The 17,812-nt window shown below is 68.9% G+C and carries 19 protein-coding genes; 15 read left to right on the plus strand and 4 right to left on the minus strand.

Translation table 11 applies throughout. The annotated features are described in order from the left end of the window. Entirely contained in the window at window positions 1–1,026 is a 1,026-nt protein-coding gene (locus V4U86_RS26765) for an alcohol dehydrogenase catalytic domain-containing protein (protein WP_395308861.1), read from the plus strand. Here the strand turns inward: V4U86_RS26765 and V4U86_RS26770 are convergent. Both V4U86_RS26770 and V4U86_RS26775 read right to left on the minus strand, forming a co-directional pair. Then, a complete protein-coding gene (locus tag V4U86_RS26770; protein WP_395308862.1) occupies window positions 1,023–2,600 on the minus strand; it encodes an FAD-dependent monooxygenase in 1,578 nt (525 codons plus the stop codon). The two genes, V4U86_RS26765 and V4U86_RS26770, sit on opposite strands and share 4 nt — an antisense overlap. A gap of 21 nt (window positions 2,601–2,621) precedes the next feature. Next, the gene (locus tag V4U86_RS26775; RefSeq protein WP_395308863.1) at window positions 2,622–3,074 is read right to left on the minus strand and encodes a MarR family winged helix-turn-helix transcriptional regulator; all 453 of its coding nucleotides are present in this window, start codon (window positions 3,072–3,074) and stop codon (window positions 2,622–2,624) included. A gap of 111 nt (window positions 3,075–3,185) precedes the next feature. Between V4U86_RS26775 and V4U86_RS26780 the strand changes: the two genes are divergently transcribed. After that, window positions 3,186–3,590, plus strand: coding sequence for an organic hydroperoxide resistance protein (locus V4U86_RS26780; protein ID WP_395308864.1), 405 nt, complete (start codon window positions 3,186–3,188; stop codon window positions 3,588–3,590). Between the two features lie 65 nt (window positions 3,591–3,655). Here V4U86_RS26780 and V4U86_RS26785 read toward each other — a convergent pair whose 3' ends face one another. After that, window positions 3,656–4,657: an agmatine deiminase family protein gene (locus V4U86_RS26785; RefSeq protein ID WP_395308865.1), complete on the minus strand. Its 1,002-nt coding sequence runs from the start codon at window positions 4,655–4,657 to the stop codon at window positions 3,656–3,658. Then, window positions 4,654–5,634, minus strand: coding sequence for a nitrilase-related carbon-nitrogen hydrolase (locus tag V4U86_RS26790; protein ID WP_395308866.1), 981 nt, complete (start codon window positions 5,632–5,634; stop codon window positions 4,654–4,656). Before V4U86_RS26790 ends, V4U86_RS26785 begins: the two co-directional genes overlap by 4 nt. 80 nt (window positions 5,635–5,714) lie before the next feature. On the opposite strand from V4U86_RS26790, the gene V4U86_RS26795 reads away from it, so the two are divergent. From V4U86_RS26795 to V4U86_RS26855, 13 genes are all read left to right on the plus strand, one after another. Beyond that, complete coding sequence (locus V4U86_RS26795) at window positions 5,715–6,311, plus strand: TetR/AcrR family transcriptional regulator C-terminal domain-containing protein (protein WP_395308867.1); 597 nt, start codon at window positions 5,715–5,717, stop codon at window positions 6,309–6,311. Between the two features lie 91 nt (window positions 6,312–6,402). After that, a complete protein-coding gene (locus V4U86_RS26800; protein ID WP_395308868.1) occupies window positions 6,403–7,752 on the plus strand; it encodes an LLM class flavin-dependent oxidoreductase in 1,350 nt (449 codons plus the stop codon). 11 nt (window positions 7,753–7,763) lie between these two features. Further along, window positions 7,764–8,819 (plus strand): ABC transporter substrate-binding protein, encoded by a 1,056-nt coding sequence (locus V4U86_RS26805; RefSeq protein WP_395308869.1) that lies wholly within the window; start codon window positions 7,764–7,766, stop codon window positions 8,817–8,819. 20 nt (window positions 8,820–8,839) lie between these two features. After that, a complete protein-coding gene (locus tag V4U86_RS26810; protein WP_395308870.1) occupies window positions 8,840–9,715 on the plus strand; it encodes an ABC transporter permease in 876 nt (291 codons plus the stop codon). Then, window positions 9,691–10,446 carry an ABC transporter ATP-binding protein gene (locus V4U86_RS26815; protein ID WP_395308871.1) on the plus strand — a complete coding sequence of 252 codons (756 nt, stop codon included), beginning with the start codon at window positions 9,691–9,693 and terminating at the stop codon, window positions 10,444–10,446. The genes V4U86_RS26810 and V4U86_RS26815 overlap by 25 nt, the downstream gene beginning before the upstream one ends. A gap of 166 nt (window positions 10,447–10,612) precedes the next feature. Beyond that, the gene (locus V4U86_RS26820) at window positions 10,613–11,731 is read left to right on the plus strand and encodes a YeiH family protein (protein WP_395308872.1); all 1,119 of its coding nucleotides are present in this window, start codon (window positions 10,613–10,615) and stop codon (window positions 11,729–11,731) included. A gap of 16 nt (window positions 11,732–11,747) precedes the next feature. Beyond that, window positions 11,748–12,692: an ABC transporter substrate-binding protein gene (locus tag V4U86_RS26825; RefSeq protein WP_395308873.1), complete on the plus strand. Its 945-nt coding sequence runs from the start codon at window positions 11,748–11,750 to the stop codon at window positions 12,690–12,692. A 23-nt stretch (window positions 12,693–12,715) separates the two neighbouring features. After that, window positions 12,716–13,438, plus strand: coding sequence for a queuosine precursor transporter (locus V4U86_RS26830; RefSeq protein WP_395308874.1), 723 nt, complete (start codon window positions 12,716–12,718; stop codon window positions 13,436–13,438). A 74-nt stretch (window positions 13,439–13,512) separates the two neighbouring features. Next, the gene (locus tag V4U86_RS26835; RefSeq protein WP_395308875.1) at window positions 13,513–14,172 is read left to right on the plus strand and encodes a 5-oxoprolinase subunit B family protein; all 660 of its coding nucleotides are present in this window, start codon (window positions 13,513–13,515) and stop codon (window positions 14,170–14,172) included. 61 nt (window positions 14,173–14,233) lie between these two features. Further along, window positions 14,234–15,112 (plus strand): 5-oxoprolinase/urea amidolyase family protein, encoded by an 879-nt coding sequence (locus tag V4U86_RS26840; RefSeq protein ID WP_395308876.1) that lies wholly within the window; start codon window positions 14,234–14,236, stop codon window positions 15,110–15,112. A gap of 34 nt (window positions 15,113–15,146) precedes the next feature. After that, complete coding sequence (locus V4U86_RS26845; protein ID WP_395308877.1) at window positions 15,147–15,728, plus strand: GNAT family N-acetyltransferase; 582 nt, start codon at window positions 15,147–15,149, stop codon at window positions 15,726–15,728. A gap of 201 nt (window positions 15,729–15,929) precedes the next feature. Then, window positions 15,930–17,078, plus strand: a complete 1,149-nt coding sequence (locus V4U86_RS26850) for a uroporphyrinogen-III synthase (RefSeq protein ID WP_395308878.1) — start codon at window positions 15,930–15,932, stop codon at window positions 17,076–17,078. Beyond that, complete coding sequence (locus V4U86_RS26855; protein ID WP_395308879.1) at window positions 17,075–17,785, plus strand: sirohydrochlorin chelatase; 711 nt, start codon at window positions 17,075–17,077, stop codon at window positions 17,783–17,785. Before V4U86_RS26850 ends, V4U86_RS26855 begins: the two co-directional genes overlap by 4 nt. The last annotated feature ends 27 nt before the right edge of the window (window positions 17,786–17,812 follow it).

Below are 17,812 nucleotides of genomic sequence, written 5' to 3' on the forward strand. Positions count from 1 at the left end.
ATGCGTTCAGTGGTGGTCGACGCCACCGGGGCCGTCGACGTGCAGGTGTGCCCGGACCCGCAGCTACCCGGCGCCGACGGCGCCATCATCAGGGTCGAGGCCACCGCCATCTGCGGATCCGACCTGCACTTCCTCGAAGGCCACTACCCGATCTTCGAACCGGTCGCCCTGGGCCACGAGGCAGTGGGTACCGTGGTCGAAACCGGTTCGGAAGTACGCGGTTTCGCGGTGGGTGACCGGATTCTGGTTTCCTCGGTCGCGGGCTGCGGTCACTGCGCAGGATGCGCCACGCACGATCCCATCCGCTGCGTGCACGGCCCGCAGATCTTCGGCTCCGGTGCGCTGGGCGGGGCGCAGTCGGAACTGCTGGCGGTGCCCGCCGCGGACTTCCAGTTGTTACGGATGCCCGACGGCATCAATACCGAGCAGGCACTGCTGCTGACCGACAATCTGGCCACCGGGTGGGCCGCGGCCAAACGCGCCGACATCCCGCTCGGCGGATCGGTCGCGGTGATCGGCCTCGGCGCGGTCGGCATGTGCGCCCTGCGCAGTGCATTGACCCTCGGTGCGGCAACGGTTTACGCGATCGATCCCGTTGCCTCACGACGGGAGCGCGCGCGCCACGACGGCGCCCACCCGGTGGTGCCACCGGGCGGATCGGCGATCCGCGAGGCCACCGGAGGCCTCGGTGTCGATGCGGTCATCGACGCAGTCGGCACCGACACCTCGATCAACGACGCCCTGGACGCCGTGCGTACCGGCGGGACGGTCTCCATCGTGGGGGTCCACGACCTACAGCCCTACCCGTTGCCCGCGCTGGCCTGCCTGATCCGCAGCCTGACCATCCGAATGACCACCGCCCCGGTGCAGCAGACCTGGCCGGAACTGGTACCGCTGCTGCAGTCCGGGCGGCTCGACGCGGACGGAATCTTCACCACCACACTGCCATTGGACGACGCCGCCGCAGGATATGACGCTGCGATGTCACGGGCGGGAGATCACCTGAAGGTGATGCTGACACCCTAGCGAAACGTCCGCTTCAGGTGCTCCACCAGTGCCGCCGACTCCGCAGGCCCCGCATAGCCGAGTTGCCCGTCGGGCCGGACCACGAATGCCGCTGTGCCGTCGACGCGGTAGGCCTTGACGAAGTCCCCGCCGGTGTCGCGGACCAGGGGCAGCACGGTGGTATCCACCTCGGCGTCGGGATGGGCGACGACGTAGACATCCAGCAGGCCGTGGGCGGCATCCACCGCGGCCTCCGCCACGGCTTCTAGCGATTCGAAACCCGTTGCGGCATCGGCATACAACAGCAGGGTGTGCCGGGTTCCGGCCAGCAAGGTGTACAGCCGCACCGGATCGGCGACCGCAGGCCGCACCAACCCGCGGGCATCCGGGGCGCGGCCGCCGGCGCCCTCGGCGACAATCGGGCTGCCCGCATAGTCGATCAACAGTTGCGCCTCGCGACGGATCACGAAGGCCGGATCGTCGGAGTCGGCGCCGATGCCGTGGCGGGCGCTGCGCACGGTCCGGCCGACCACCTCCTCGCCGACCGGACGGCGCTCCGCGTCGTAGCTGTCCAGCAGTCCGTCGGCACCGTCTCCGGTCACCGCCAGCGCCAGCTTCCAGGCCAGGTTGTAGGCATCCTGGATTCCGGTGTTCATGCCTTGCGCGCCGGTCGGCGGATGGATGTGCGCCGCATCGCCGGCCACGAACACCCGGCCCCGGCCGTAGGCGTCGACGATGCGGTGGCTGATCCGGAACACCGAGGACCAGCGCAGGTTGCGCGCGACAGTCGGTTCCGGGGACAGCCGGTCCAGGACCGCCTGGATGTGGCGCAACTCGGGCTTCCGGCCCTCAGAAAACCCGTGTTGCACAGCGCTATCGGAGTCCGCACTCAGCTCGTCGGGCACCAGCATCGACATCCGGTAGCGCCCCCGCCCCGGCAGCGGAATGCACACCAGCAGGTCGTCGATCGTGCCGTCGGTCTGGTGCATCACCCGGACGTTGTAGTCGGGCGGCAGCGACCAGTCCACCTCGACATCGCCGAGCATGTACTGTTCGGCGAACGCCGCACCCTCGAAGGTCAGCCCGAGCGTCTTGCGGACGATCGAGTGCGCACCGTCGGCACCGAGCAGGTACTGGGCACGTACCGTCTGCTCGGCGCCCTGCTCGTCCGTCAGCGTCGCGGTCACACCGTCGGCGTCCTGGTCGAAGCTGTCGAGCCCCAGCCCGCGCTCAATCGGCACATTGTGGGCGGCCAACTTCTCGCGCAGGATCCGTTCGGTGGCGTACTGCGGCAGTCCGATGAAGCCGAAGGGCACATCGTCGGGCAACGACAGCTCCAGCTGGTTCGTGAGCTCCCCGTTGACGTAGACGAGTTGGCCCCGAAACGGCACCGACGCATCGAGGATCTGCCGCAGGATGCCCATCCGCTCGAAGACTTCGAGCGTGCGGGGTTGCACACCAACGGCTTTGGCGTACTGAGGTGGCTCGCGCAGTGGGTCGACGATCCGGACCGCAATGCCGCGGCGCACGAGTTCGATGGCGGCGGTCAGGCCGATGGGGCCGGCGCCCGCGATCAGTACGTCAATGTCGGTCACCTCGCGATTATGGGTGACGCCTCAGCCCTGTTGTGCGCTTTCCTGCACGTGGGCGCGCAGGTTGCCGCGCAGCTTCACCAGGCCGCGCTGCAAGACCGCGAACTCCTCGGCCGACAGCCCGGTAGCGGCCACCAGGTCCATCTCCACACCCTGTTCGCGCAGGGTCCGACCGGCCTCTGTCAGGCTGACCACGACCTGACGCTCGTCCTCGGTGGACCGCCGGCGGGTCAGGTAGCCCATCGCCTCCAGGCGTTTGAGGATGGGCGTCAGCGTGTTCGATTCCAGGAAGAGTTTCTCGCCGAGCCCGCTGACTGTCTGGTCGTCCTCCTCCCAGAGCGCCACGATCACCAGGTACTGGGTGTAGGTGATGCCGAGCTTGTCCAGGATCGTCTTGTAGGCCTTGCCGTAGGCGAGGTTGGCCGAGTACACCGCGAAGCACAGGAAGTCGGACAGCGGGGGCGGGCTGGGCTTCATGAAGAAATTGTAGCGCGCGCGATTAAATCGGGAATGGTTCTTGCGCGGGCGGAGTTCTACCAGCCAGTCGCGCCCGATGACCGGGCCGATCCGACCTCAAAGGAGCAGACGATGACCGTTCAGTACACCGCCCAGACCCACACCACCGGCGGCCGGCAGGGCGAGTCCTACAGCTCGGACGGCAAGCTGGACATCCAGCTGACCCCGCCCGGAGTCGCCGGCGACGGCACCAACCCCGAGCAGCTGTTCGCCGCCGGCTGGTCGGCCTGCTACCTGAGCGCGATGGGTCTGGTCGCGGGCCAGCACAAGGTCAAGCTGCCCGCCGAGACCGCCGTCGACGCCGAGGTCGACCTGGTCAACGCCGACGGCGGTTTCTCCCTGGAGGCCCGGCTGAACGTGAGCATCCCGGGTGTCGACCGCGAGACCGCACGGGCGATCGTCGACGGGGCGCATGAGGTCTGCCCCTACTCGAAGGCCACCCGCGGCAACATCCCGGTGACCATCAATCTGGTGTAGCGGTCCAGTGGCCAGTTATCGCACCCTCCACGCGAGAACACGTGCGATAACTGGCCATTCGGCGCTCACCGCGCGGCGGGCTGCTGCTGCGTGATGCAGTGAATGCCCCCGCCACGGGCGAACAGTGCCCGGGCGTCCACCGACACCACGGTGCGGCCCGGGTACTGTTCGGCCAGGATCGCCGCGGCGTCGGCGTCCCGCGGGTCGTCGAAGCTGCAGGCGATGACGCCGCCGTCGACCACCAGGTGGTTGATGTAGCTGTAGTCGACGTAGCCCTCGTCGTCGGTGAGGGTATCCGGTGCCGGCATCTCCACGATCTCGAACCGGTCAGCGAGACACTCCCGGATTTCCTTGCATACCAGTGCATCCGAGTGATCCTCAGCCGTCTGAGTGTGCAGCAGCAACCGACCCGGGGCGGTGAAGGCGGCGACGATGTCGACGTGCCCACGGGTGCCGAAGCGCTGCGAGTCGCGGGTGAGCCCGCGCGGCAGCCACACCACGTCGGTCGCTCCGATGGTGCGGTGCAACTCCGCCTCCACCTCGGCCTTGCCGAGCCCGGGATTGCGGCCCGGGTCCAGCTGTACCGTCTCGGTCACCAGCACGGTGCCGCGCCCGTCGACCTGAATTCCGCCACCCTCGTTGACCAGTACCGAGGACACCACCGGCACCCCGGCCATCTCGGCGACCAGCGCGCCGACCTTCGCATCGTGGTCCCAGCGCGCCCAGTCCTGGGCACCCCAGCCGTTGAACACCCAGTCCACCGCCGCCACCGATCCGTCGTCGGCGTGCACGAAGGTGGGGCCGATATCGCGCATCCAGGCGTCGTTGAGCGGCACCTCGACCAGCTCGATGTCCTGGGAGACATACCGTTTGGCCGCACCGACCTCCCCCGGATCGACCAGCAGGGTGACCGGTTCGAACTCCGCGATCGCGTGTGCCACCGCAGCCCAGGCGGAACGCGCCTCGTGATGCTCGGCCGCGGTGTCGCCGAGTGAATAGCCCGCGGACGGGAACGCCATCCACACCCGGTCCTGCGGGGCTCCCTCGGCGGGCATCAGGTAGGTCATTTCACGACCGCGGTCGATGCATGGCCGACACCGTACGGGCGCGAGCTATCGACCGGATCGGTCAGGGCCCCGTAGCTGTCCGGCCGGCGAGTCAACAGAAACGGGAAGAGCTCCAACCAGTCTCGGCGTTGATCCAGATCCAGATCGGCGACCAGCACCGCCTCCTCATCGCGGGGTGCCTGCACCAGCACCCGCCCGTATGGGTCGGAGATGAACGAGGAACCGTAGAACGACAGTGCCCCCTCGTCCCCGGTGCGGTTCGGTACCACCATGAACAGGCCGCTGCTGATGCCATTGGCGACGATCACGTGCTGCCAGAGCGGCCGGGTGTCGAAGGCCGGGAACACCGGTTCCGAGCCGATCGCCGTCGGGTAGACGACGATCTCGGCGCCGCCCAGCGAGTAGTTGCGGGCCACCTCCGGAAACCATTCGTCCCAGCACGTCGGCAGCCCGATCCGGGCACCCAGCCCGTCCGGGGCGTACACCGGGTAGGCGTTCTCCGCCGGGCCCGGACGAAAGTAGGTGTCCTCGTAGTAACCCGCCGAAATAGGGATGTGAGTCTTGCGGGTGCGCCCCACCAACTCCCCCGCCGGTGACACCAGGATCGCGGTGTTGTAGCCCAAACCGTCTGAGGCCGGGGCCTTCTCGTACAGCGAGGCGTGTACGAAGATGCCGTTGGCCCGGGCGGCCTCGGCCGCCAGCGTGAAGGTCGGTCCGCCGGTGAGGTCTTCGGCGTGCGCACCCGGGTTGACCCCGGCGGGTACATCCGCCGGGTAGCGCAGCAGCGTGATCTCCGGCAGGAACACCGCGGTGGCGCCCTCCCCGGCCGCGCGGTCGATGCCCTCACGCAGCACCCGGGTCAGTTCGGCGGTGTCGGGACGCCACCGGTGCTGCACCAGGCCCACCCGCAACGGCGGCCGCTGCGACGGGTGGGTGCGCGACAGCGGTTCGGCAGCCGGGGCGGTCAGCGTCTGCATGTCGGAACTCCTAAAACGAATTAGATTCGTTTATTGTGGGGTGCGTACAGGCCGTTGTAAAGAGGGCAGGAGTGACCAACATGGGGCGTCCAAAAGTCGCGATCCTGTCCAGCGATCGGATCGCCTCGGCTGCAATGGATCTGGTCGACGCAGGCGGCGGATTCACCATCCCGGAGCTGGCCCGCAAGCTGAAGGTCAGCCCGTCCTCGCTGTACAACCATGTGTCCGGCCGGGAGCAGATCATCGAACTGCTGCGCGAGAGGGCGATGAGCGGGGTCGAACTCCCCGAACCCACCGGACCCTGGATCGACGTCGTCGCCGCCATCATGCGTTCCTACCGCCGAAGCTACGCCCGCTACCCGCGGCTGATCCCGCTGCTGACCGCCTACCCCGTCGCCAGCGAGCAGGCCATCACCATGTACAACACGCTCGCGCTGACCCTGACCGGGGCCGGCTTCCACGCCGACGACACCCTGCGCATCATCACCTTGATCGACAGCTTCGTGCTCGGCTCGGCGCTCGATGCGGCCGCGCCGGCGGCACCGTGGGGCACCAGCCCCGAGGTCGGCCCGGAACTGGCGGCCGCCCTGGCCACCGGCGCCACGAAGCCCGACCGCGCCGAGGACGCGTTCGAGTTCGGCCTCGCCGTCCTCCTGCGCGGCCTGAGCGCCCTCTGAAATTTCGCTGATCCTAACTGTTCTCGCAGCGCAGCGAGCCACGTCGAATGGAAGACGACTGCACGCGCACCCGAGGCTAGGACGCATCACCATGGCAACGTCGCCACGACAACTGCATCTGAACGCATTCCTACGCAACATCGGCCAGCACGAAGCCGCCTGGCGACTCCCCGAGACCCGGATCGCCGGAATCACCGACATCGACCACTACGTCGAACTCGCCCGCATCGCCGAACGCGGCAAGCTGGACGCGATCTTCTTCGCCGACCACCCCGTGCTGAAGGGCAAGACCGAGTTCCGGCCGTTCGATGCACTGGACCCGTTCACCCTGGTGACCGCACTGTCCGGGGCGACCAGCCAGATCGGCCTGGTGGCGACCGCGTCGACGACCTACAACGACCCGTACAGCCTGGCCCGCCGCTTCGCCACCCTCGACCACGTCAGCAAGGGCCGGGCCGGCTGGAACATCGTCACCACCGCCAACGCGGACGCGGCCGCCAACTTCGGCTACCCCAACCACCCCGACCCCGACCACCGGTACCGCCGCGCCGACGAATTCCTCCAGGTCACCCAGAAACTCTGGGACAGCTGGGAAGACGACGCCATCGTCGGAGACAAGGACGCCCCACGGTTCGTGGATCCGGACAAGATCCACCGCATCGACCACGCCGGTGAGCACTTCTCGGTGGCCGGGCCACTGGAGGTGCCGCGCTCCCCGCAGGGCCGCCCGGTGCTCTTCCAGGCCGGGTCCTCGGAACCCGGGAAGGACTTCGCCACCCGGTACGCCGAGGCCATCTTCACCGCCCAGCCCACCCTGGAGGAGGGCCGCGACTTCTACACCGACGTGAAGGCCCGGATCCGCCGGCACGGCCGAAACCCCGACGAGGTACACATCCTGCCCGGGCTGTCGACGATCATCGGCGGCACCGAAGCCGAGTCGCACGCCCTCAAACGCCGGCTCGAAGACCTCACCGTCCCCGACTACGGGCTCGAGCAACTCAGCAGCATCGTCGGCTTCCCGGTCACCCGCGACGATCTCGACCGGCAACTGGAATTCACCGACAGTCAGGACACCGGAACACATTTCATCAAGAGCCGGTATGCGCTGGTGAGACGCATGGTGCAGAACGACAGACTGACCGTCCGCGAGCTGCTGCTGCGGCTCAGCGGTGGCCGCGGGCACCGGGTCTTCGCCGGAACCCCGGAGCAGGTCGCCGACACCATCGAGGAATGGTTCAGCACCGGCGCGGCCGACGGCTTCAACCTCATCCCCCCGGCGCTGCCGTCCTCCCTGTCGGCGTTCGTCGACCACGTCGTACCCGAGTTGCAACGGCGCGGCCTGTTCCGCGCCGACTACACCGGATCCACCCTGCGCCACCACCTGGGCCTGACCCGCCCGGCCAGCCGATTCACCACCGCCCCGTCGGCGGCCGCAAGCTGATAGGAGACCCCATGCCCAACCTGTTCCGCCTCGCGGCGGCCGTCGCACTCACCGCCGCCTCGCTGACCGCCTGCAGTTCAACCGAACCCACGGTCCCCGGCGCCACCCTCGCCGCGGACGCCGCACTGCCTGTCGAGGTGCCCGCGGGCACCAAACTCGTCGTCGCCGACGACGCGAACCGGCTCAAGACCCTGTTCGAACTGTCCGGGGAGCAGGACCTGCTCAGCGCCGACGTGACCTACGCGAACTTCAGCAGCGGCCCGCTGCGGCTGGAGGCGATCCGCTCCGGCAACGCCCAACTCGGCCGGGTCGGGGACGTGCCACCCATCCTGGCCCAGTACTCCGAGGCCGGGGTGCCGATCGTCGGCGTCGTCCAGCACGACGGAGCCGCGATGACACTGGCCACCGCCCCCGGATCGGGAATCGAGACCCTGCAAGACCTGGCCGGCAAGAAGATCGCCATCAACGAGGGCACCGCGCAGCAGGCGCTGGTACTGCGCAATCTCAAGGCGGCCGGGCTGACCATCAAGGACGTCGAGCCGGTGAACCTGGGCCTGGCGGAATTCGCCGACGGCCTGCGCGCCAACCAGATCGACGCCGCGGTGCTCAAACAGCCCGACCGGTTCCGCTACCTGACCTCGACGGAAGGCAAGGGCAGCAAGGAGATCCCCAATGCGCCCGGCACCTACCCGGGCCTGTACTACGTGTACGCCAGCAACGTGGCGCTGCAGGATCCGGCGCAGGCCGCCGCGATCCGCGAGTTCGTCATCCGCTGGTACCGCGCCGAGCAGTGGCTCAACGAGAACAAGGACGTCTGGATCTCGGAGTACCTGATCAAGGATCAGAACGTGTCCCCGGAGGACGCCGCGGTGATCGCCGAGGCCGACGGGTTCAGCAAGGCTCCGGGATTCAGCGATGAGGTGATCGACATCCAGCAGGAGACCATCGACCTGCTGCAGAGCGCCGGCGCCTTTCCCGGCGCACCGCTGAAGGCCCGCGACGAATACGACTTCCGGTTCGCGGATCTGACCGCGGGCGCCCAACTACCCGCCCCGGCCGAGCAGTAACCGGGTCCGGGGGGATACCAGTGACCGACATTCAGACCGCACCCGCCGATCTCGCGCCGACCGGGCGCCCGTCCGCCGAGAGCTACCCGAACCTGGAGCACCGCTCGGGATCTGCCCGCCGCCGGCGCCTCGGGCCGGGCCGGGCCATCCCGGCCGCGCTGGCCATCGGACCGCTGCTGCTGCTGGCCATCTGGTTCATCACCTCGGAGTTGGGCATTCTCGACCCGGGTACGCTGCCGCACCCCTTCGAGATCGCCCGCACCGCCGGGGAACTGTGGGCCGACGGCCGGTTGCCCACCAATATTCTTGCCTCCCTCAAGCTCGCCTCGATCTCGCTGGTGATCGGGGTGGCGCTCGGCCTGGCGCTGGCGCTGATCTCGGGGCTGAGCCGGATCGGGGAGGCGATCGTCGACGGCCCCATCCAGGTCAAGCGGGCGGTCCCGACGCTGGCGATCATCCCGCTGGCGATCATCTGGTTCGGCATCGGCGACACCATGAAGATCATCATCATTGCCACCAGCGTGCTGATCCCGGTGTACATCAACACCACCGCACAGCTCAAGGGCGTCGATCTGCGCCACGTCGAACTGGCCGAGACCGTGGGGCTGTCCCGCGCCCAGTTCATCCGCAAGGTCGCGATTCCCGGTGCGCTGCCGGGCTTTTTCACCGGTCTGCGGTTGGCCGTCACCATCTCCTGGACCGCGCTGGTGGTCGTCGAACAGGTCAACGCGACCCAGGGCATCGGCTTCCTGATGACCCAGGCCCGGTTGTACGGGCAGTTGGAGATCGTGGTGGTCGGCCTGGTGGTGTACGCGGTGTTCGGCCTGACCGGTGACTACATCGTCCGCGCCGTCGAGAGGAGGGCGCTGTCGTGGCGACGCGCACTGGGCAACTGAGCGCCGAAACCGTCTCGCGTTACGGCGATCCCGTCGCCGTGGTGCGCGATGTCACCCGCTCCTTCGGCGACAAGGTGATCCTCGACGCGGTCAACCTGACCATCCACCAGGGTGAGTTCGTCGCACTGCTGGGCCGCAGCGGATCCGGTAAGAGCACCCTGCTGCGCGCGCTGGCCGGGCTCGATCACGGAGTCGACGGCGCCGGGGATCTGTTCGTCACCCGTGACGTCTCGGTGGTGTTCCAGGATTCCCGGCTGCTGCCCTGGTCCCGGGTTCTCGACAACGTCACCCTCGGTTTGACCGGAGGTGGTAGCGCACAACGCGGTTCGGCTGTGCTCGCCGACGTCGGGCTGCCCGGGCGGGAGCAGGCCTGGCCCTACGAACTGTCCGGCGGCGAGCAGCAGCGCGTCGCCCTGGCCCGCTCGCTGGTCCGCAACCCGTCCCTGCTGCTGGCCGACGAACCGTTCGGCGCGCTCGACGCGCTGACCCGGATCCGCATGCACGGTCTGCTGCAGGATCTGTGCACCAAGTACCGGCCCGGGGTCCTGCTGGTCACCCACGACGTCGACGAGGCGGTGGCGCTGGCCGACCGGGTACTGGTGCTCGACAACGGCCGATTCGTGGCCGACCGGCAACTCGAATTCACCGACGGTGCCGAGCGCACCTACCGCAACCCGCAGTTCATCGCGCACCGCGAGGCGCTGCTCGCCGCGCTGGGCGTGCTCGGCTGATGTTCGATTCCCGCTGAGTACAACCGGTGAGCACCGACACCCGGCGCCCTAAAGTCCGGGCCATGTCCCAACCCGCGAAACTGAACGAGGACTGGCTGGCCGTCATCGTCGGACTGACGCTGCTCGCCCTGGTCCTGCTCGGCGCCATCCCCGGCAGCGTGATCCCGTGACCGAGACCGAGGACGTCACCGCCGGGAAGGACACCGCGGAACGTCGGGGCCTCGGTTACGCCGTCGCCGGGGTGCTCGTGGTGATCGCCCTCGGTGCGGCCACCCGCTTCCTTGAACAGCAGGTGCCCGGCTGGGCGGCCGGGACCCCGCTGGCCAAAGTGGCCAAGTCGATCGAGTTCCCGGTCTACGCGATCGCATTGGGGCTGCTCGGCAATGTGGTGCTGTCCAAACTCGCCCTGCGCGACGCGCTCGCCAGCGGCTTCCGCACCGAGTTCTTCATCAAGACCGGACTGGTGCTGCTCGGCGCGTCGATCAACCTCAAACTCCTGGTCACCGCCGCCGGACCGGCCATCATCCAGGCCCTGCTGCTGATCACCATCGTGTTCGGGTTCACCTGGTGGCTGGGCGGCCGGCTCGGCCTGGACGACAAGCTGCGGGCACTGCTGGCCTCGGCGGTGTCGATATGCGGGGTCAGCGCGGCGATCGCGGCCGCGGGTGCGGTTCAGGCCAAACGCGAACAGCTGGCCTACGCGGCATCCCTGGTGATCATCTTCGCACTCCCGTCGATCTTCCTGTTACCTTGGCTGGCATCGGTTTTCGGGCTTTCCGATGCGGTCGCCGGGGCCTGGATCGGCGGCAACATCGACACCACCGCGGCGGTGGCGGCGGCCGGGGCGATCGCCGGCGAGGACGCGCTGCAGATCGCGACCATCGTCAAGACCACCCAGAACGCGCTGATCGGCATCGTCGCGATCGCACTGACCGCGTACTTCGCGCTGAAGGTCGAACGAAAGTCGGGGTCGCAAGCACGGCCGTCGCTGCGCGAGTTCTGGGACCGGTTCCCCAAGTTCGTGCTCGGCTTCATCGCAGCGTCCGTCATCGGCACGCTGTACCTGTTGTGGGGCGGGGACAAGGCCGACATCTCGACCGTCAACGATCTGCGCACCTGGTTCCTGATCTTCGCCTTCGTCGCCATCGGACTGGAGTTCTCGCTGCGTGGTCTGCGGGAGGCGGGGTGGCGCCCGATCGCGCTGTTCGCCTCGGCGACCGTGGTGAACATCGTGGCCGCCCTCGGCCTGGCGACCTTGCTCTTCGGGAACTTCACCGTCGGTTAGCAGCTACGCTCACGGCGTGCCGTCAACCTGGTCCCGGCGAGGTTTCCTGCTGGCGCTCGCCGCCGGTTCGGCGGCGGCCGCGGCGGGCTGCCGCTCCACGCCACCGGGAGCCGTCGCCGAGGACGGCTCGGTGACCGTCGAACACGCCTTCGGTGAGACCAAGGTGCCCGCCCCGCCCACCCGGGTGGTCAGCGCCGGCCTGACCGGCCAGGACTGTCTGCTGGCGGTCGGGGTGATCCCGATCGGGGTGACCGAATGGTTCGGCGGCCAGCCGTTCGGCGTGTGGCCGTGGGCGGCCCCAGCCCTGGGCGGTGCGCAACCGGCCGTCCTCAATCTGGACAACGGCCTGAACTTCGAGGCCATCACCGCGCTGAACCCGGACCTGATCATCGCCACCAACGCCGGGCTGGACCGCGACACCTACACCCGGTTGGCGAACGTCGCCCCGACCGTCGCGCAGTCCGGCCCGGACGCGTTCTTCGAACCGTGGAAGGACCAGGCCGAGGCCATCGGGGCGGCGGTGTTCAAGCAGGACCAGATGCAGCAGCTCATCACCGACATCGACAACCGGTTCACCGCCCTGGGCACCGAGAACGCCGTGTTCAAGGGCAAACGCGCACTGCTCTTGCAGGGCAGCCTGGACGGTGGGGACGCGCTCGTCACGCCGCCGGGCTGGCGCACCGAGTTCCTCACCCAACTGGGCTTCGAGGTGCCGGACGTCGACCCCACCGTGCCACGCGACCGGATGGCCGAGGTGCTCGGCGCGGCCGACGTGCTGATCTGGACCGCCGACGACGCCGAGATCGCGACACTGTCCGCCGACCCGATCGTTGCCGAGCTGGGCCCGCGCAACGTGTTTACCGGCCGTGACCTCGGCGCGGCGATCATCTTCAGCTCGCCGCTGTCGCTGCCGGCGGTGGCCGATGCGCTGCCGCCGATGCTGCGCACCGCACTGGGCTGATCGCGGCCTGCGAGAATGTCCGGGTGAACAGCACGGTCGAGCAGCAGCAGCGCCCCACCTACGCCAAGGCCGGTTCGGCCTACTATCCGGTGCTGGTCGCGGTCTTCACCGCCCTGGTGATCATCTCCAACGTCACCGCCACCAAGGGCGTGGCCTTCGGCCCGATCATCACCGACGGTGGTTTCATCGTGTTCCCGCTGACCTACGTGATCGGCGACGTGCTTTCCGAGGTGTACGGATTCAAGGCGGCGCGCCGGGCCATCCTGGTCGGCTTCGCGATGAATGCCCTGGCCGCCCTGGCGTTCTGGGTGACCATCTATCTGCCGGCCGCCGACTTCTACGTCAACCAACCCCACTTCGAGAACGTCGTGCACGCCTACACGCAGCTGATCGTGGCGGGCCTGGCCGGATTCCTGGTCGGTCAGACGATCAACGCCTGGCTGGTGGTGAAGATCAAGGAGCGCACCAAGGAGAAGCACCTGTGGGCCCGGCTGATCGGCTCCACCTTCGGCGGCCAACTCGGCGACACCCTGGTGTTCTGCGCCATCGCCGCCAACGCCATCGGCATCACCAGCTTCCGGGATTTCGTCGTCTACGCCGCGCTGGGCTGGCTCTACAAGACGGTCATCGAGGTCGTCATGCTGCCGGTGACCTACCGGGTGATCGCGGTGATCAAGCGGCGCGAACCGACCTATCAGCCCGCACTTTCAGCGGTCAGCGAGGAGCCGAAGGCGGATCGCGCATGAGGCCCTGTTAAGGGCTGTCTGGCAAAGTCCGCAGAGCCCTCGAAAAACAAGCTACCCGGCGGTAGCTTCGGTAGATGAGCGTGACAACGGAAATCAAGGCGCCCGGCGCACTGGGCACCGTTCGTGACTATGGCGATCAGGCGTTGCTGGTCGAGTTCGACAGCACCGCGGACGTATTGGCGTGGACCGAGACGCTGAAACAGGCCGGGCTCCCGGGCGTCCTGGACATCGTGCCGGCATCGCGCACCGTGTTGATCAAGCTGGCCGGCCCGCGCTATCAGGCCCCGACCCGGCAACGGCTCGGAAAACTGCGTCCCGAGTACACCGCTCGGGAAACCGTCACCGCCGAGCACCCCGATGTGGTCATCGATGTCACCTACGACGGTGAGGATCTGCAGGCGGTGGCCGATCTGACCGGGCTCAGCCCCGCCGAGGTCGTGGCCGCCCACACCGGCAGTTTGTGGCGCGTCGGATTCGGTGGATTCGCGCCGGGATTCGCCTACCTGGTGGGCGGCGACCCGCGCCTGCAGGTGCCCCGCCGGGATGAACCCCGCACCCGAGTGCCGGCCGGTTCGGTGGGTCTGGCCGGTGAGTTCAGCGGCATCTATCCGCGGGTGTCCCCCGGCGGCTGGCAGCTGATCGGCCGCACCGACGCCTTGCTGTTCGACGTGACACGTGAGCACCCCGCCCTGCTGATGCCGGGCATGACCGTCGCATTCCGGGAGGTCTCATGAGCAACGCTTGCGGAGCAAATCGACAATCGGCATGCGAGACCCGAGCCTGCGAGGTAATCGCATGAGCGTCACGCTGGAAGTCCTGCGGACCGGGCCGCTGGCCCTCGTCGAAGACCTGGGCCGGCCCGGCTTGGCCCACATGGGGGTGAGCCGGTCCGGCGCGGCCGACCGCCGGGCGCACACCCTGGCCAACCGGCTGGTCGCCAACCCGGGCGAGCATGCCACCGTCGAGGTCACCTTCGGCGGGTTCTCCGCGCGGGTCCGCGGCGGGGACATCACCATCGCGGTGACCGGCGCCGACACCGACCCGGCCGTCAACGGGATTCCTTTCGGCACCAACAGCATTCACTACGCCCACGACGGTGAGGTGATCTCGCTGGGGGCACCGCACTCCGGCTTGCGCAGTTACCTCGCGGTGCGCGGCGGCATCGACGTGGAGCCGGTGCTGGGATCGCGCAGCTACGACGTGATGTCGAGCATCGGGCCGGCACCGCTGCAGGCCGGCGACGTGCTGCCGGTGGGTGAGCACACCGCGGAGTTCCCCGAACTCGATCAGGCCCCGGTGGGCACCATCGAACCCGACATCCTCGAACTGAAGGTGGTGCCCGGCCCCCGGGACGACTGGTTCGTCGACCCCGACATCCTGGTGCGCACCAACTGGCTGGTGACCAACCGCAGCGACCGGGTCGGGATGCGGCTGGTCGGCATGCCGCTGGACTACCGCTGGCCAGACCGCCAGCTGCCCAGCGAGGGCGCCACCCGCGGGGCGATCCAGATCCCGCCCAACGGGTTTCCGGTGATCCTGGGCCCCGATCACCCGGTGACCGGTGGCTATCCGGTGATCGGCGTCGTGGCCGACGAGGACATCGACAAGCTGGGCCAGACCCGGCCCGGCCAGACGGTGCGGCTGCACTGGTCGCGGCCGCGCCGTCCGTTCTGATCCAGCAGCGCGGATTGGTGGTAGAAACGCACTTGTGCGCAGTCACTTGCAGGGGCACGGCGCGGTGCGCGAGGTTCACACCGCTCGCCTGATCCACACCGCCGACCTGGATGCCGAGACCCGCGCCGATGCGCACCGGATGGTGGTCGAGGCGTTCGGCACCGCCGACGACGCATTCACCGACGCCGACTGGGAGCACGCGCTGGGCGGCATGCACGCACTGATCGGGCACCGCGGCGCCATCATCGCGCACGGCGCGGTGGTACAGCGCCGGCTGCTCTACCGCGGGACCGCCCTGCGCTGCGGCTACATCGAAGCGGTCGCGGTGCGCGAGGACTGGCGTGGTCAGGGCTTGGCCACCGCCGTCATGGACGCTTTGGAACAGGTACTGCGCGGCGCCTATCAGCTGGGCGCGCTGGGAGCCTCGGAGGCCGGGCTGGCGCTGTACCTGCCGCGCGGCTGGCAGCAGTGGACGGGACCGACCTCGGTGCTGGCGCCGTCGGGTGTCACCCGCACCCCGGAGGACGACGGCGGGGTGTACGTCCTACCGGTCAGCGTCGAGCTGGACACGTCGGCCGATCTCATCTGCGACTGGCGCGACGGTGACGTCTGGTAGAGCCGGCCGGCCTCACAACCCGCCGCCGGCGGCGGTGAGCGGAAGTTCACTGCCGGGTTATCGCGAGCAGCGATGGCGCAACAAAACGCTCCTAATCTCTGGACCCATGCCCGCAGCGCTCTTCGTGCCCCGACCCGGGGCGACACTCCTGCGCAACCGCCGGGTAACACCGGAGAAACACGGACTGAATACACAGGTGTCATGACTGGACCTGACTGGGCTCCGCTCACTGGGTTCCGGGTCGCCGTGACCTCGGCCCGGCGCGCCGAAGAGCTGAGCGCCCTGTTGACCCGCCGCGGCGCCGATGTGACCAGCGCGGCCGCCATCAGCATGGTGCCGCTGCCGGACGACGCCGAGCTGCGACACAACACCGAGGCGCTGATCGCCACCCCGCCCGACATCGTCATCGCCACCACCGGCATCGGGCTGCGCGGCTGGATCGCCGCCGCCGACGGCTGGGGACTGGCCCACGAACTGACCACCGCGCTGGGCAACGCCCGCATCGTGTCGCGTGGCCCGAAGGCCACCGGCGCGCTGCGCGCCGCCGGCCTGCCCGAGGAATGGTCACCCGAATCCGAGTCCTCCCGCGAACTGTTGCACTACCTGTTGGAGGGCGGCATCGTCGGGTCCCGGATCGCCGTCCAGTTGCACGGCAGCAACGACGACTGGGACCCGTTCCCCGAGTTCCTGGACGAGCTTCGGGCCGCGGGGGCCGACGTGGTGCCGATCCGGGTGTATCGGTGGAACCCTGCTCCCCGCAACGGCCCGTTCGACCAGCTGGTCCTCGGCATCGCCGAGCAGCGGTTCGACGCGGTCAGCTTCACCTCCGCCCCGGCGGTGGCCGCCCTGTTGATGCGGGCCGGCGATCTCGGGGTGGAGGCCGCGGTGCTCAACGCGCTTCGCACCAACGTGCACGCCATGTGCGTCGGCCCGGTGACCGCCCGCCCGCTGGTGCGGCTCGGGGTGCCGACATCGGCTCCCGAACGGATGCGCCTCGGTGCGCTGGCCCGGCACATCACCGACGAGCTGCCGCTGCTGCAGTCCCGCCGCATGCGGGTGGCCGGGCACCTGCTGGAGATCCGCGGCACCTGTGTGCTTGTCGACGACGTGGTCAAGGAACTGCCGCCGGCCGGGATGGCCACCATCCGGGCGCTGGCCCACCGCCCGGGTGCGGTGGTGTCCCGGTTCGATCTGCTCAGCGCGCTGCCGGGCAGCGGCACCGACACCCACGCGGTGGAGACCGCGGTGCTGCGGTTACGAACAGCGTTGGGCGACAAGAACATCGTGTCGACGGTGGTGAAGCGCGGATACCGCCTGGCCGTCGACGAGTATCCGATCGGAGCCGCATGAACAGGCATACCTCCGCGGTGCTGGTGGCCCACGGCACGCGGAAACCCGGCGGCGTGTCCATGGTGCAGGATCTGGCCCGCCGGGTCGGGCAGACGCTCGGGCGCGAGGTGCACGTCGCGTTCGTCGACGTGCTCGGCCCGACCCCCACCGAGGTGCTCGACGGCCTCCCCCAGCACCGACCGGCCGTGCTGGTGCCGGCCTTCCTGGCCGCCGGTTACCACGTCCGTGTCGACGTGCCGGCCCATGTCGCGGCCAGCACCCATCCGGCGGTCACCGTCACCCGGCCGCTGGGCCCGTGCCCCGGCACGGTCCGCGTACTCGCCGACCGACTTTTCGAATCCGGTTGGCGTCCAGGTGATTCGGTGATTCTCGCGGCTGCGGGCACCTCGGATGCCGGGGCCCAGTCCGATCTGCGGCAGACCGCGGCCATGCTGTCCGCGCTGACCGGCGACCGTGTCGAACTCGGCTATGCGGCCACCGGTGCGCCGACGGTCGCCGATGCCGTCGAGGCGGCCCGTGAGCGTCGGGGCGAGAAGGGGGTCGCGGTGGCATCCTATCTGCTCGCCGACGGACTCTTCCAGGACCGGCTGCGGGCCTCCGGGGCGGACGTCGTCAGTGCGCCGCTGGGCATCCACCCTGGCATGATCCGGCTGATCGCCGGCCGGTTCCGGCGGGCGGCTGCCGTGCAGATGCCCAGCGCCGCTTGACCCGAGCGGCGTGAGCTGGCGATTCTT

It is taken from the genome of Mycobacterium sp. AMU20-3851 (assembly GCF_043974665.1).
Classification (GTDB): domain Bacteria; phylum Actinomycetota; class Actinomycetes; order Mycobacteriales; family Mycobacteriaceae; genus Mycobacterium.